General features: G+C 54.0%; 15 protein-coding genes. 4 read left to right on the forward strand and 11 right to left on the reverse strand.

The features are described from left to right. Positions 1-3 precede the first annotated feature (3 nt). Genes DG177_RS07900 through DG177_RS07915 form a run of 4 tightly spaced genes read right to left on the reverse strand, consistent with a single transcriptional unit; the run spans position 4 to position 2,385 of the window. Complete coding sequence (locus tag DG177_RS07900) at positions 4-567, reverse strand: carboxymuconolactone decarboxylase family protein (RefSeq protein ID WP_108810983.1); 564 nt, start codon at positions 565-567, stop codon at positions 4-6. Continuing rightward, positions 567-1,463 carry a glutathione-dependent disulfide-bond oxidoreductase gene (gene yghU, locus DG177_RS07905; RefSeq protein ID WP_108812860.1) on the reverse strand — a complete coding sequence of 299 codons (897 nt, stop codon included), beginning with the start codon at positions 1,461-1,463 and terminating at the stop codon, positions 567-569. Before yghU ends, DG177_RS07900 begins: the two co-directional genes overlap by 1 nt. A 22-nt stretch (positions 1,464-1,485) precedes the next feature. Further along, on the reverse strand, positions 1,486-1,917 hold the full coding sequence (locus DG177_RS07910; RefSeq protein ID WP_108810984.1) for a hypothetical protein: 432 nt from the start codon (positions 1,915-1,917) through the stop codon (positions 1,486-1,488). Between the two features lie 18 nt (positions 1,918-1,935). Then, on the reverse strand, positions 1,936-2,385 hold the full coding sequence (locus tag DG177_RS07915; RefSeq protein WP_108810985.1) for a peptidylprolyl isomerase: 450 nt from the start codon (positions 2,383-2,385) through the stop codon (positions 1,936-1,938). A 178-nt stretch (positions 2,386-2,563) separates the two neighbouring features. On the opposite strand from DG177_RS07915, the gene mgtE reads away from it, so the two are divergent. Continuing rightward, positions 2,564-3,973, forward strand: coding sequence for a magnesium transporter (gene mgtE, locus DG177_RS07920; protein WP_108810986.1), 1,410 nt, complete (start codon positions 2,564-2,566; stop codon positions 3,971-3,973). Between the two features lie 9 nt (positions 3,974-3,982). Next, positions 3,983-4,495 carry a GNAT family N-acetyltransferase gene (locus DG177_RS07925; protein ID WP_108810987.1) on the forward strand — a complete coding sequence of 171 codons (513 nt, stop codon included), beginning with the start codon at positions 3,983-3,985 and terminating at the stop codon, positions 4,493-4,495. Between the two features lie 4 nt (positions 4,496-4,499). Here the strand turns inward: DG177_RS07925 and DG177_RS07930 are convergent, their stop codons facing one another. Further along, on the reverse strand, positions 4,500-4,940 hold the full coding sequence (locus tag DG177_RS07930) for a hypothetical protein (protein ID WP_108810988.1): 441 nt from the start codon (positions 4,938-4,940) through the stop codon (positions 4,500-4,502). A 165-nt stretch (positions 4,941-5,105) separates the two neighbouring features. On the opposite strand from DG177_RS07930, the gene DG177_RS07935 reads away from it, so the two are divergent. Further along, on the forward strand, positions 5,106-5,519 hold the full coding sequence (locus tag DG177_RS07935) for a DUF1489 family protein (RefSeq protein WP_108810989.1): 414 nt from the start codon (positions 5,106-5,108) through the stop codon (positions 5,517-5,519). Positions 5,520-5,804: 285 nt separating this feature from the next. Beyond that, positions 5,805-7,916, forward strand: a complete 2,112-nt coding sequence (locus DG177_RS07940; protein WP_108810990.1) for a bromoperoxidase — start codon at positions 5,805-5,807, stop codon at positions 7,914-7,916. 163 nt (positions 7,917-8,079) lie between these two features. Here the strand turns inward: DG177_RS07940 and DG177_RS07945 are convergent, their stop codons facing one another. From DG177_RS07945 to DG177_RS07970, 6 genes are all read right to left on the reverse strand, one after another. Then, complete coding sequence (locus DG177_RS07945) at positions 8,080-8,676, reverse strand: hypothetical protein (RefSeq protein ID WP_108810991.1); 597 nt, start codon at positions 8,674-8,676, stop codon at positions 8,080-8,082. Between the two features lie 186 nt (positions 8,677-8,862). Continuing rightward, positions 8,863-9,957: a hypothetical protein gene (locus DG177_RS07950; RefSeq protein WP_337658637.1), complete on the reverse strand. Its 1,095-nt coding sequence runs from the start codon at positions 9,955-9,957 to the stop codon at positions 8,863-8,865. Continuing rightward, positions 9,954-10,925, reverse strand: coding sequence for a DJ-1/PfpI family protein (locus tag DG177_RS07955; RefSeq protein ID WP_108810993.1), 972 nt, complete (start codon positions 10,923-10,925; stop codon positions 9,954-9,956). Before DG177_RS07955 ends, DG177_RS07950 begins: the two co-directional genes overlap by 4 nt. Positions 10,926-11,113: 188 nt before the next feature. Continuing rightward, entirely contained in the window at positions 11,114-12,046 is a 933-nt protein-coding gene (gene nudC, locus DG177_RS07960) for an NAD(+) diphosphatase (protein WP_337658638.1), read from the reverse strand. Then, the gene (locus tag DG177_RS07965) at positions 12,043-13,383 is read right to left on the reverse strand and encodes a serine hydrolase (RefSeq protein ID WP_108810994.1); all 1,341 of its coding nucleotides are present in this window, start codon (positions 13,381-13,383) and stop codon (positions 12,043-12,045) included. The genes nudC and DG177_RS07965 overlap by 4 nt, the downstream gene beginning before the upstream one ends. A 10-nt stretch (positions 13,384-13,393) precedes the next feature. Continuing rightward, positions 13,394-14,494, reverse strand: coding sequence for an NUDIX domain-containing protein (locus DG177_RS07970; protein ID WP_108810995.1), 1,101 nt, complete (start codon positions 14,492-14,494; stop codon positions 13,394-13,396). Positions 14,495-14,501: the final 7 nt, after the last annotated feature.

A 14,501-nucleotide genomic window follows, 5' to 3' on the forward strand; every position in this document is an offset into this window, starting at 1 on the left:
TCTTTATGCCCTCAGATCAGGGTCCAGTTCCAATCCCTCATCCAGCTGAACGCCGTAGCTGTTCAGCATCATCGAAACCTGGGTATATTGGCCAACCGTCATGACCAGATCCATCCGCTGTTTTTCGGTGAGCTCTGAAAGCTCAACCCAGGTCGCATCGGATATAAAGCTGTCACTGGTCAGCTCATCGGTCGCCCGCAACATCGCGGCTTCCAAGGACGTCCAGCCCGGCGCGCCGGGTCCCTGCTTGATCCGTTCAATCTCTTCATCGGTTATCCCGCAATCCTTGCCGATGCGGACATGCTGCGCCCATTCATAGCCGGATTTCCAGTTAAACCCGGTCCGCAGGATAATCATTTCCCGCTCGCGCTCAGGCAGGCTGTTGTGACGCGACAGCATATAGCCGCCCCACCACATGAAAGCCTTGAACGCCTTTGGTGCGCGGGCCAGTGTCCGGAATATATTGAGTACCGGGCCTTGCTGGAAACGCTCGCCCAGCATCGCCTTTTGCTCATCGTCCATATCCGCATCGGATAGCGGAGCGATACGCGGCTTATTCAGACGCATTATTCCGGTGCCTCAACCTCTCCGCGCGCGATTCTCTTGTCCTGCGTGTTGGTTTCAAAATCGCTGGCATCATGGCGTTCGTGCAATTGCGTTTCCGGTTCTCCGTAAGGCCGATTGACCATCATTCCGCGTTTGACAGCCGGACGATCACCCAGCTGCGCTGTCCAGCGCTGCACGTTTTTATAGTCCTGCACAGACAGGAATTCACCGGCTTCATAAAGAACACCGCGCGCCAACCCGCCATACCAAGGGAAGATCGCCATATCAGCGATACTATATTCGTCACCGGCAAAATATTCATTGTCCGCGAGATGGCGATCCAGCACGTCCATCTGCCGCTTCACTTCCATCGCATAGCGGTTGATCGGATATTCATATTTCTCAGGCGCATAGGCATAAAAATGCCCAAAACCGCCGCCTAGGAAAGGCGCGCTACCCATTTGCCAGAACAGCCAATTCATCGCTTCCGTACGCTTGGCAGAATCGGTTGGCAGGAACTTTTCAAACTTTTCGGCGAGATAAACCAGCATGGAACCGGATTCAAAAAGCCGGGTTGGCGGTGTAGTACTGTGATCGAGAAGCGCCGGAATCTTGCTGTTCGGATTGATATCGACAAAGCCGCTGCCAAATTGCGCGCCATCTCCGATATTCACTAGCCATGCATCATATTCTGCGGCCGAAATGCCTGCTTCCAAAAGCTCTTCGAACATGATTGTGACCTTCACACCATTGGGTGTGCCCAACGAGTATAGCTGGAAAGGATGCTTGCCGACCGGCAATTCCTTGTCATGGGTAGAACCGGCAATCGGGCGGTTGATATTGGCAAAACGCCCGCCACTTTCACTGTCCCATGTCCAGACTTTTGGTGGGGTATATTCAACGGAATTGTCGGTCATGGTGCTTATCTCCATTGGTCAGTTATTCTTTCCGGGTGAAACGCGATGTTCTCCCGCGGGTGCCATCAATGTAGCTCAATTTTTCTTCTGACACGGAATAGAGCAGATAGCAGGTTTGTTTTTCTTTGCCGCGCAAAATGAAAGCTTTTCCTGTCATATCAGGAACCTGCGTCTTGCAACTGTCGACGAAGATGATCGGCACATCATCTTTCGGACTGTCTTGATGCAGAGTTTGAAAGCTGCTGCCCTCAATCAAAATAGTATCTTGGGGATTCTCATCCGACACCCAACTGCCCTGCATTTCGGCAAGATATCCGGTTTTGGCCGCGGCCGGATCTATAACCACTGGCAACAGCGCGTTGCTTTCGTCACCATCTGCTTCGCCGTCTCCGGCCGCACAGGAAACCAGCAGGATGCTGGCTAGTACAAGGCCGGAGAACGCACTTTTTTTCACAGTTATTTCGTCGAGCGCTTAGCCGAGGGTCACGCTTTTGATTGAGCCAGGCTCTGCCGGTGGCTCGCCCTTGGGCAGGGCGTCAACGGCATCCATGCCGTTTGTCACTTCGCCCCAGACAGTATATTGGCCATCGAGGAAACCGGCGTCATCCAAGCAAATGAAGAACTGGCTGTTGGCGCTGTTTGGATCCATCGTCCGGGCCATGGAGCAAACACCGCGGCTATGAGGTGCATCGCTAAATTCGGCTGGAATATCAGGTTTGTCAGAGCCTGACATGCCGGTTCCGGTAGGATCGCCACCCTGTGCCATAAATCCGTCAATCACACGGTGAAAAACGACGCCGTCATAAAAGCCTTCAGAGGCTAGTTCGGTAATCCGCTCGACATGACCAGGGGCCAGATCAGGGCGCAGTTTGATTTCAACGTCGCCAGTATTGAGGTGGAGGGTCATTTTTTCATGCGCCATGGAACATTCCTTATAATTTTGTTCGGTGTTAATTTGACTGGCCCTGCATATAGGGGCGCTATTCACAAAAATCACCCGCTGCTTTCGATAAATGTCACAAAAGATTGCAATTATAGCGGCACAGCTATTACAAACCCGCTGCATGTGACGCCAAACACCGGATAAGAGGAGCATCGACATGACCGAGTTGACAGACGCTCCCGAAACGGATGACGTTGCACCGCCCCGCCTGGATGAAGATAACCGTCTGACCGATAAATTCGTTCGCTCGGTTTCCGAAGCGGTTGATGAAGGCGATGCCAATCTTGCCCAGGAACTGGTCAACCCGCTGCATAATGCGGACATTGCCGACCTGTTCGAATTAATCGATGAAGACGAGCGCGCGCCGCTAGCCGAAGCGCTTGGCGATCTGGTTAGTGCAGATGTGCTGTCAGAGATGAACGAGCATGTTCGCGAAGATCTGATCGAGATCCTCGAGCCAGGTCAGATTGCGGATTTTGCGGAGCAGCTTGAAACCGATGATGCTGTCGCAATCATCGAGGATCTTGAGGAGAATGAACAACAGGCGGTCCTCGCCGAACTGGACGACGAAGACCGTGCGGTTATTGAAAGCGCGCTGACCTATCCTGAAGAATCAGCTGGTCGGATCATGCAGCGTGATCTGGTTGCCGTTCCCGAGCATATGAATGTCGGGCAGCTGATCGACTATCTCCGCGAACATCGTGATTTGACCACTGAATTTTGGGAAGTTTATGTAGTCGACCCATCGCACAGGCCAGTTGGAACGTGTCAGTTGAGCTGGATATTGCGGGTGCCCCGCGACATTGCTGTTGCCGATATCATGAAGCGCGAACAGACGTTGATTCCGGTCGATATGGATCAGGAAGAAGTCGCCCTGCGTTTCCAGAAATACAACCTGATTTCGGCAGCGGTAGTCAATGAGGACGGCCGGCTCATAGGTATGGTTACGGTGGATGACATCCTCCACATTGTCGAAGATGAGGCCAGCGAAGACGTGTTGCTACTCTCCGGTGCCGGCGAAGGCGATATTAACGAACCCATTCGCGACAGTTACAAATCCCGTGTAAGATGGCTGATCGCAAACCTTGCCACAGCGATGGTAGCAAGTTTCGTGATCTCGATATTCGGCGGCGCCATTGAACAGATGGTCGCACTGGCCATCCTGATGCCGATTGTAGCTTCAATTGGCGGCAATGCAGGCACGCAAACCATGGCTGTCTCTGTGCGCGCCCTCGCAATGAATGAACTGACCCGGTCCAACACCCGCAGGATCATTGCGCGTGAGTTCCGCATCGCTATTCTCAACGGTGGGACCATTGCGGTTCTGATCGGCATCGGAACCGGATTGATATTTGCCAATCCGATGCTTGGCGGTGTGATTGCAGCCGCGATGTTGATCAATATCGTCATCGCCGGATTTGCCGGAATATTTGTCCCTGTCATGCTCGAAAGAATGGATCAGGATCCGGCGTTGGCCTCCTCGGTCTTCGTGACCATGATTACCGATACGATGGGGTTTTTGGCGTTTCTCAGCCTTGCTGTCGCAAGTGGAATGGTTAGTTTTTAGAGCACGGATATGATTGAAACTGAGCGACTTTTACTCCGCCCCCATGTCGCCAGTGATTTTGGCGCTTTCAAAGCCATGTCGCAGGATCCGGATGTGATGCGATATATCGGACGTGAGCCATCTTCAGACGACGAATCCTGGCTGCGTTTCCTCGCCCATTTTGGACGATGGGAATTGTTGGGCTACGGATTGCTGGCGGTCATTGAGAAGGGAACCGATCGTTACATCGGGGATGCCGGTTTCGGCGATTTCCGCCGCGGACTGGGTCCGGATTTTGACCCTTTTCACGAAGCGGCATGGATATTCTCAGCCGCCGGCCAGGGCAAGGGCTATGCCTTTGAAGCGATGACCGCCGCACATAGCTGGCTGCACAAGACATTCAATCCCGGTAAAACTGTTTGCATCATTAGTCCTGAAAACATCCCTTCCATCCGGCTAGCCGCAAAATTGGGATATCAGGAAACAGGACTAAGCAGATATAAGGACAGCGACGTTCTGATGTTTGAACGGATCAATCCATAGGCGATCAATTCGGTTGGGTGCCGTACGCCACCGCAAAATTGGTCATATCAAGGTAAATTCGGTCACGGCTACAAGGATCGATCATTTCGCAAATAAGCGCGTCGAAAGAGGGACGATTACCTTGGACAGCGAAGCGCAGCATATTGAGCAACAATATCTCGTCCGGCATCGTGTGCGGACAGCAGGCGCGACCAATTTTGACGCTTTCCGGCCACGCGCTACCAATGGCCTCAACCATAATTAAAAAGCGGCTGACGGCCAGTTCGCTGCCCAAACGTTCTTGCAGATAGGGACGAGCGTCGCGAAAGCATTTCTGACTCATCACAGCGACCCGTAGCGCTACGATCGTCTGTGCCTCCGCTCTGCCAAGCGACATTAGATCGGGCAACGGCGTTATTAGCTTTGCGATATTTCCGGTTCCCAATTTCCCCGACCATGGTTCCATTTGACATTCTCCTCTTTTTGACTCGTGGGCAGGATATTATGCTATTGATAATCATTTGCAATATAAAATATTGGTGATGCGATGAGTTGTGTGTTCGACACTTTGAGAAACCAATATCGATCCGTCTCGCTTGACTAATCCGGCCGGTCACCACACATAAGCAGCATGCCGCTCAACATGACAAAAATCGCTTTTCGCAGTGAAAGCCCCGCGACATTACGCGCATGGCTGGAATCACATATCGGCAATGAAGCAACACATGGCGAAGCGCGTCTCACCACGCGCTATTTGCCAAAACGGCATGCAGAGATGGTCGGAGGTTCGCTCTACTGGATCCACAGCAAAAAAATTGTCGGCCGTAGCCCGATTATCGGCTTTCAGGAAAATGGCGAAGGCCGTCAATGGATTCGACTGGAACCAAAGCTTATTGCTGTTCAGACGATACCCCGCCGCGCGCATCAAGGCTGGCGCTATCTCGAGGAGAAAGACACACCGCCTGATTTGGGCGAAGGTGCCGAAGGTGCAGACGAAATGCCCGCCGAAATGCTCGGTGAATTGTCAAAACTCGGACTGGTGTGACATTCAACACTCCGAATAGACAAATCGGCCAATAAAATTTCAGCGTAATATCAATAGCCTAATGATTTTCACGCAGCAACTGTCCGCGAAAAATATTCACAATAATCTCATTCACTTAACCATCAAATAGGATAAAAACGCCTATTTTGCAAAGACTTGCATGTCCATTTTTTCCAATCTGGCGGGAATGTCTTAGCTGTATCTCCTCTTCAGAAGCAGCGATCCTCCCCCAGAGAAACCGGACGCTGCCTCAGGTCGCATTTTCTTGAACTAAGGAGATGTAAAATGAAACTACCCCATAGCGTACCCTGCCCCAACGGCACCGAACGAGCCCGCAAAGCTAAAGAACTGCGTGAACTGGCAGCGGAAATATCACGTACCCGGCCGCATGCCGCGTCCCGCAATAATGCCGAGGAACTGGATTATGCCGGTTCCAAATTCCCCACCAATTTTACCAAAGGACTGCATCATGATGAATTTGGTATACTCTCTTTTGGCGACGATTATCGCACATTTGTCGAGGCAATAAACAGCGATGACACGAACCTGTTCGAAAACCATGTGAACGATGCAACAGACCGTGCGGCAGAGGCAAATGAGCCCACTTTTCAGTGTACGGTGAACAGCCAGATTCCGCAGTGGCGCGGATGGGAAAGCCCGCGCGCTGGTCATGTTTATGAATTGCAGGGACCAGATGCCGATAGTGTCGGCATGGCCCCCGCTCCACGCGTTGGTTCGTCAGAAAAAGCAGCTGAGATGGCAGAGGTATACGGACTTGCGATCCTGCGGGATGTGCCGTTTACCAGCATTTGCGCAGGCGACAGCGCCGTGCGATTATGTGACAGTGGCATCGATAGCGATGCGCAGCTGACCTCCGCTCAAGTCGTCGATGCGCTTAACAGCATGCCCTTTTTCAGCGGCACCGGCGTGGCATCGTCCACACCACCTTATGTCGATGCAAACGGGCTCAACAACTTCGAACGCAATCGCCGTTTTGCTCGCACGCAGGATGACAGCAATCCGGTTGCTGCTCCCTTGACCACTGAAACAGTCTTCCGCGGCTCGACCAAGGGTGCGCTTACCGGGCCTTATGTTTCGCAGTTCATGCTGGTTGGCAATACCGGTCTGGCCGGCCCTGGCGGCGGAGCCGCGAGCTTCCCCGGCAAAGACGCAGGCTACGACCTGCAAGACGGGTTTATCCGCTATGGTAGCCTGTCAATCGACCAGCGGACGACCGTCCATAAAAGCTGTCTCGATCATATGACAGACTGGCCGACCTGGCGGGATGTGCAAAATGGTGCTGACTTCAGAAGTGCGAACCTGTTCGAGGAGAAACGCCGGTTCATTACGACCCCCCGCGATCTCGCGACCTATGTTCATTTTGATGCACTATATGAAGCCTATCTCAATGCCGTCCTGATCATTGACGCTATGGGTGTCCCGGCTTCCAAAGGCTTTCCTGAACCCGGTTTCCGCGACAGCAACACCGGTTCGGCAAGACGGACGGCCTTCGCCACTTTTGGTGGACCACATATTTTATCGTTGGTCACCGAAGTTGCCACTCGCTGCCTGAAAGCGGTGCGGCGTGAGAAGTTCAACTATCATCGCCGGGCGCGTCCCGAGCTGATGGGGGGACGCATGGCGCTCGTTGAATGCGGCGATGCGGACAAGCTCGGCGATGCCCAAGTCGCGTTTGAGCATATGCACAGTGAATTGCCGGATGCACTGAAAGCCGCCCTGATTGCCCATAACGAGGCGCAGAACGAGACGGCGATGAACGATATGCGCCTCACCGACTGCGCTGGCGGCTCGACGCCGTTCAGCAACTTTGATGACTGCAACTTGCTGCTGCCGATGGCCTTCCCCGAAGGCTCGCCCATGCACCCGGCCTATGGGGCTGGTCATGCCACCGTGGCGGGCGGCTGTGTGACAATGGTCAAAGCATTTTTCGAGATGTTCGAAGGCAATGACAGCGGCGTCGAGCGGCCTCTGGTTGAGCCGGATGGCACGCCGATTGTCTATGTCCCCAATGGCAACGGCAATCGTCTGGTGCAGGACAGCAAGTTCACGGGCACGCTGACCATTCAAGGCGAGCTCGACAAACTGGCGGCGAATATCTCGATCGGCCGGAACATGGCCGGTGTCCATTATTACTCCGACTATTATGACAGCCTGCGCATGGGCGAGCGAGTCGCGGTCGGTATCTTGCTGGAACAGGCTCCGACCTATGGTGACCCGATGGAAACGACCTTCACCAGCTTTGATGGCGATTTCATTTCGATCAACGGACAGGCCGACGCGGCGCCAACGCTGACCATCATTGATCGCGACGGCAAACAGATTTCCAATCAGGAATGGTGGCTCCGCCACGTGCCTGGGGAACAGATGATTCTGTGAATGTCGTCACGTTCGCAGAATAACAGGGGAGCAGGCCGGAGCGATTCGGCCTGCTTTCTTTTGGGGCTTATCCGGGGTGGTTTGCGGCGTTGAGTTTATACAGTTTCGACACAGAACCACCAAAAGCGCATATAGGAAATACCACCGGAAAAACTGCTGAAAATCAAGGCATTGCGCGCGGGGCGCTGGAACTCAGCTCCCACATCCAGCCCGCGGCATATTCGCTGCTTTCCTTGATATAGTCCCGGGCCATTGCTGCGCATTCCGGATCTTCCTCGCTCTCTTCCTCTTTCCAGTCAATGGGACCATGTTCCACCCGGTCGAGAATCGAGTCCCACTTAGTCAGAGCAAATTCCCGCGCCACCGGATTGCGGCCGATGCGGGAAGGATTGCACATGATGAACTTGGTCAGATTTTCATTGAATATGCGCTTCTCGCCAATTTGCTCGCCTTTCCAAAAGATCGGCTGCGCGACGCCATTGATCGCACGGTCGATCGCTTCATGGGTGACCTGCCGGATGGCATTTTCCAGCGCGGCCTCCCACGCCAGATCAAATGGCGTCCCCGCAAGCCGCGCGCGCAGCTTATAGGCACTGTCGCGCGACATATAGACGGTCGCCGCTGCTGCCGTTACCGACCCGGATGCTGCGAGCGCCTCCAGAAACGCGCGCATCTTGGCCTTTGTCCAACCATTATGCTGCGGCCGCAATGTCGGTTCAGGCAGGGATTGCTCGTCAGGCAGATGAGGGAATTCGGTCATATTAGCTCCATATTTGGTGATCATGGTTAGCATATATAACCTATATGGTACATTGTAGGAAAGCGGCTTGTGGCGAAGCAGTCGAAGTGGCTGTCTGCAATATCTCAAAAACGGATGTTTCATTCTACCTTTGTTGGGCGACTGGAACCAGGGGGTGGAGACCAGTTCTTCGCGAAAGCGAAGTAGTCAGTTTATATCCAGCAGCTCTGCAGCTGCTGAGGACATTGCCTCGAACTCGTGGCCGACTCTGGGAACGCGAACCAACTCCCAATTCAGAGGCACATCTAACCGTTCAGCTGCTTCAACAGCGGCGGAATAGAAGAACTGCCCGCGTTGGAAGCGCCCTTGCCCTTGTCGATTCACAAGCGGGGTTTTTAGAAGCGTTCCACCAACTGCGTCCCCATTGTCATTTTGTCCGATCATCACGATTAGCTTTTTGTCGAACGCCCGAGAAAGGTCAGCTTGCTCAATAATCGTGCCGCCTAGGCCAGTTGGGAGCGGTTGGTCGAAAGTTGGCAGCGTGTAGAATCCTGCATTTGCGGCAATGATCCTGTTCGCTTTCGTGGATTGCTGGAATAAAGCCATACGATGAAGGATTTGGCCGCCCGCAGAATGGCCGAAAATATCATAGCAACCCTGATGCGACTCGGTGGCCTCAACAATATGGTCGAAGGCAAGATCGAAATCGTTAAACAACCATGTTTGGCGATCAGGGTTGAGCTTGAACGAAATATCGTTGTCGCCGAGCGATATAGTTCGAGCCTGCCCGGAAGTCTGTTTGATTACTGGATCACTGAACGCGAGGTCACTGACTAATCCTCCCATATTGTAAGCAGCGAAATCATACGTTTCTTCGGGATATCCAAGCGAAAAAATCAACGCGCCTGACCCTTCCGCAGCCTCTAGCCATGCATTGCGATATTCGGCGCTATTCCTGCCTGCACCGGGTATTATAAGCAGGATCGGTGAGGCAGCGGTGAAACTTGCAGGCTTAAAATAGTGGACGGTAAATAGTTTGCCTGTGCTGCCTGTGAGGGTAAAATGACCTGCTCCCTCAACAAGCTCGGCGGGTGCAGTGCCCAAGTCTGGATCGCTCGCAGGACGCAAAACCATGTCACAATCGGGGCACCGACCTGGTGCTGCAAACACAACGTCATCCATCGAACACCCGCAAGGTGGGCATTCATAAGTGCCAGCCTTTGTGTAGTCTGAGCCGATTACCGAGCAGGCCCCTAAGGCAAGGCCCGATCCAAGGACGGCGCGGCGAGATAGAATAGTCACGAGTGATCCTCAGCTTGACCGAACCTTGCCTGGAACTGGGTCGGAGTGATCCCGGTGAGCTTTTCAAATGATTTACGAAATCCGTCGGTGCTGCCAAAGCCAACTGCGTGAGCGGTTTGAGCGACGTTGGCTCTTTGAGAAAGGGCTGATTTTGCCGCTTCGATCCTCATGCGGTTGATATGCGTCGCCGGTGGCTCACCGATGGCTTCGATGAATTTTCTGGTGAATTGGCGGACGCTCAGCCGGGCTTTCGCGGCAAGGATTTCATTGCTGAGGTCGGCATCAAGATTGGCAGCAGCCCAGCGACAGGCTTTTTGAATCGGATCGTCGGTCTGCGACTGTAATTGAAGGAGCTTTGAGAACTGTGATTGCCCTCCATCACGTCGCAGGAAAACAACCATTTCACGCGCTACGTCCATCGCAGCCTCGTGACCGAAATCCTCACGGATAATCTCAAGAGCAAGGTCGATCCCGGACGCGACACCGCCTGAAGAATAGTATTTCTCATCATTCAGGAAAAGCTGATCTGCTTGAACCGAAACATCTGGGTAACGGGCTTGCAGGTCCGCTTCGTGAGCCCAATGCGTGGTGAGCGTCAATTCATCAACGAGCCCCGAGTGGGCGAGAGGGTAAGCGCCGGTACAGACCGAGACGACCCTTTCGCAGCTTTGTGCGTTATCTTTGAGCCACGTCGCTAGTGCTTCGACCGTCTCTTGTAAACGCGCCCCTCGTCCCCCTGGAATAATCAAAATGTCACAGGGCTCTCCCTCTGGCAGCAAGCCGTCCGCCACAAGCTTAAGCCCGGATTCCGTTTGAAATTCTACAGCATCGAGGCCCCATGTCTCGATGGCGTAAGCTGCCTCGCCAGAGCAGTCTCTTGTGGTCGCAAATGCCTCTGCCGGACCTGAGACGTCCAGTGCGTTGACACCCTCGAACAAGACTATTGCTACGCGTTTCGGTTTTTCCATAAGGACAACTTATCGAATGTCGACGATGTCTCAAATGACATTTATTATACCAATTCAGCCACCCTTGCCGCGCAGCGCCTGCTCATGGATCATCAGCCGACCGGCAGCTTCTGTTTTTGTAATGTTTCCTTATGCGCCCCAAAGCGGACATTAACATTCATCGAAAGCTCCAACGGGCCAAAGAGCCATCAACCCTCCTGCTCATCCACCCAATTCTTAAGCAGATTATAGGCAATCGCAAAGGGCGGTGGCGCTATGAACGGTGCATCGGGATCGCCATTCATTGCGGCTTTGACTTCATCGAGTGAGAACCATTGGGCTTCTTCGATTTCTTCTTCGTCCAGCGTCAATGTCGGGTCGTCGGTCACGCTGGTACAAGCCATCATCAGTGACGATGGAAAGGGCCATGGCTGGCTAGCAATGTAGCGGACATTGCGGACCTTGATACCGGCTTCTTCCCACAATTCGCGCGCTACGCCGCCTTCGATGCTTTCACCGGGCTCGATAAAGCCGGCCAACGCGGAAAAGCGTTTGGGCGGAAAGCGGGGTTGTCGGCCGAGGAGAATTTTGCCTTCGCATTCCGCCAGCATGATCGCGACGGGATCGGTGCGCGGGAAATGCTCTGCGCCACAGCCTTGTTTTTCCTTGTCGCATTGCCGCGCCCAGCCGCCTTTGCGAGACTCCGTTGGCTGACCGCAATTGGCGCAAAACCTGTGCCGTGCATGCCAGTCGACCAGACTGCGTGCGGTTGCGTAAATAGCGGCCTGCTCGGGCGGCAAGATACCCAGTGATTGCCAAAGACGCGGGTCTGCAGTGGGCATTGCGCTGCCCGCTCCATTTAACTCTGCAAAGCACGGCGTATCGCCGTCTATGCCGAGCAACAACAAATCATTGTCCGGTGATGCTTCGTACAATGGGCCCCAGGCGAGATCGCCCGTCGCATCAAAAACCGGACTCAGTCCGTCGAGCTTTAGCAACCGCGCATTGGGCCGCATCATGGCCTCTTTCAACCGCTCCGGATTGACCCGGACCTGATCTGCTCGGTCTATCGTTCCGCCAGCAAAAGTCGGGATGATCGCACTGAGGTCGCTCGTCATGATCGGACTGACGGTATTGCTCATGGGCTGGTCTTACCGCCACCCGCTGACATTTGCTGCATCAAATCCGCATAGACATATTTTGGGAAATCCGACTGGAACGGATAGGTGTTGGACGGCATATATTGGGTATAGCCACCTGCACGGAAGCCGTTGCCGGTATCAACAAAGGCAGAGGTACCCGCAGCACCGCCCCATCCAAAGGTCCCTGCTGGACTTGCCGTCGTACCGAGGCCTGCACGACCACCAGCACCATAGCCATGATTGGCAACCCATGTGCCTTTCATATCAGCGCCTTGGGGCAACAGGTTGGACATGCCAAGCTTGGCCGTTTCTGGCTGCATGATCGCTGTGCCCTTTAAGGTGCCGAAGCCAAGTAACATCGCGAGAAACTTGTCATAATCTGCGGCCGAGCCGACCAGACCTGCACCGCCAAAGGCAAAGGCAGGCTTGTCGAGATAGATGCTGTTCGCAGCAGGATCAATCGGGAGCAGACTACCGCCGAACGGAGCGTAGTTGTCAGTAAAATCGGCGACTCTGTCGGCGGGCAGCTGGAAGAACGTGTCCTTCATGCCCAACGGATCAAACATGCGTTTCTGCAAAAACTCTTCCAATGGCATGCCCGAGGCCACCTGGACCACATAACCGAGCAGGTCGATACTCACTGAGTAGCTCCATTTCGTACCGGGTTCATAGACCAGCGGCAGGGAAGCCAGGTTTTTCGAGAAGGTCGCAATGTCAGGCGTTGGCGGACCTGGCTCCGTGCCGGGAAGCGGCGTCCGGCTGACCACGCCCGGGGTGATGCCCTTGGCGAAATAGGCTTTCTGGATTGGCCCCTTGCTGATGATCGTATAACCCAGACCTGCGGTATGGGTCAGCAAATGGCGAATGGTGATTTGCGTTCGCGCTGCTACCGTCTCGTCGAGCGAACCCTCAGGATTCTGTAATACGCGCATGTCGGCAAATTCAGGCAGAATGTCAGCAAGCGGCTGGTCGAGCTTTAGCTGGCCATCCTCAATCAACATCATGATCGCCATACCTGTAACCGGCTTGGTCTGTGAATAGAGCCGCCACAGCGTGTTCATGTCGACGGCCTTCTCGCCGCCTAACTTATGGGTGCCAGCGGCAATTACCATGGGATCATCCTGCCCCATGCCGATTGCGGCTAGCATACCGGCCACTTTCTTCTCAGCCACATAATCATTGATAATCTTGGTCAGCCCGGGAAACGGAGAAGCAGGCTGCACCATCGACCGCGCAAAGGCAGCGGTTGGTGCACCGGCCAGAAATGCACTGGCGCCGATCGCCCCAAGAACCGAACGCCGACTAAAGCTAGAATTACTGTTTTTGTCCGTCGTCATATGTGATCCTTCATCTATGTTTCACTGCCCAGCGCACTGCTTTTGCGTATAAGGTCGGCAGGCCTGCATCCTCAATCCCAGAAATTGGCCACCAGAGCGCATCATCCAGTCTCGTTTTTTTATTATCACCCTTGTTAATAACGATTTTATCGCTTTGATAAACCGCCAAATCGACCTCAAGCGAAAAATGCGTGAAGCTATGCTGAACGATATTCTCATGAATTCGCCAGTTGCCATCCAGCGGCGATTGTCCATGACCGTCTGTCCCTGCCGCCCAATTGTCGTCCGGCAAGGCACGCATCGAGCCCAGCATTCCTTTTGAAGGGCGCGTAACCAGCAACAGCTTCTCATCCTGCTCAATCCAGAAAAACCGCGCCTTGCGAAGCGGTTTGGCCTTTTTCGGCGGCTTGACCGGATAGCGTACCTGATCACCGTCGCCATAGGCGGCGCAATGGCTCTGTACGGGACAAATTTCGCATTTTGGTGCTTTGGCACTACAAATGCTTGCCCCAATATCCATACAGGCCTGTGCAAAATCTCCCGCACCATTTTGCGGCGTCAAACCATCCATTCCAACGCGAATGTCTGTCTTGCCCGCAGGCAGAGGGATATCGATCTGAAAAATCCGGGCGACCAGCCGCTCGATATTAGCATCCACCACCACAGCGCGCTTGCCAAAGGCGATCGCGGCGATCGCGGCAGCAGTATAAGCACCGACGCCCGGCAACTGGAGCAACTCGGATTCCTCAGAAGGAAAAACACCGCCGAGATTATCGGCCACATGGCGTGCGCATTTATGCAAGTTTCGAGCCCTTGCATAATAGCCGAGCCCTGCCCAGGCCGCGAGGACATCTGCTTCGTCTGCCGCCGCTAAATCTGCAACTGTGGGCCATCGCCGGGTGAACTTCTGAAAATAGGCAATCACAGCTGCTACTGTGGTCTGTTGCAGCATCACTTCCGACATCCAGACATGATAGGGATCGGGTAGAGTACCCCTCGCGGACAGCTTGGGCGGCACACGCCAAGGTAAGTTTCGCGCGTTATCCACATAATGTGCACTGATTTTGGCGGTGATATCCTGCGTTTCACCGGTTATTCTGTCGACGCCCATAGGGTGC

It is taken from the genome of Sphingorhabdus sp. Alg231-15, assembly GCF_900149705.1.
Lineage (GTDB): Bacteria > Pseudomonadota > Alphaproteobacteria > Sphingomonadales > Sphingomonadaceae > Parasphingorhabdus.

Coding starts and splice junctions, on each gene's coding strand:
- DG177_RS07970 (WP_108810995.1), bottom strand. CDS start 14,494: ATGGGCGTCGACAGAATAACCGGTGAAACGCAGGATATCACCGCCAAA.
- DG177_RS07965 (WP_108810994.1), bottom strand. CDS start 13,383: ATGACGACGGACAAAAACAGTAATTCTAGCTTTAGTCGGCGTTCGGTT.
- nudC (WP_337658638.1), bottom strand. CDS start 12,046: ATGAGCAATACCGTCAGTCCGATCATGACGAGCGACCTCAGTGCGATC.
- DG177_RS07935 (WP_108810989.1), top strand. CDS start 5,106: ATGCCGCTCAACATGACAAAAATCGCTTTTCGCAGTGAAAGCCCCGCG.
- DG177_RS07940 (WP_108810990.1), top strand. CDS start 5,805: ATGAAACTACCCCATAGCGTACCCTGCCCCAACGGCACCGAACGAGCC.
- DG177_RS07900 (WP_108810983.1), bottom strand. CDS start 567: ATGCGTCTGAATAAGCCGCGTATCGCTCCGCTATCCGATGCGGATATG.
- mgtE (WP_108810986.1), top strand. CDS start 2,564: ATGACCGAGTTGACAGACGCTCCCGAAACGGATGACGTTGCACCGCCC.
- DG177_RS07925 (WP_108810987.1), top strand. CDS start 3,983: ATGATTGAAACTGAGCGACTTTTACTCCGCCCCCATGTCGCCAGTGAT.
- DG177_RS07915 (WP_108810985.1), bottom strand. CDS start 2,385: ATGGCGCATGAAAAAATGACCCTCCACCTCAATACTGGCGACGTTGAA.
- DG177_RS07945 (WP_108810991.1), bottom strand. CDS start 8,676: ATGACCGAATTCCCTCATCTGCCTGACGAGCAATCCCTGCCTGAACCG.
- DG177_RS07930 (WP_108810988.1), bottom strand. CDS start 4,940: ATGGAACCATGGTCGGGGAAATTGGGAACCGGAAATATCGCAAAGCTA.
- DG177_RS07955 (WP_108810993.1), bottom strand. CDS start 10,925: ATGGAAAAACCGAAACGCGTAGCAATAGTCTTGTTCGAGGGTGTCAAC.
- yghU (WP_108812860.1), bottom strand. CDS start 1,463: ATGACCGACAATTCCGTTGAATATACCCCACCAAAAGTCTGGACATGG.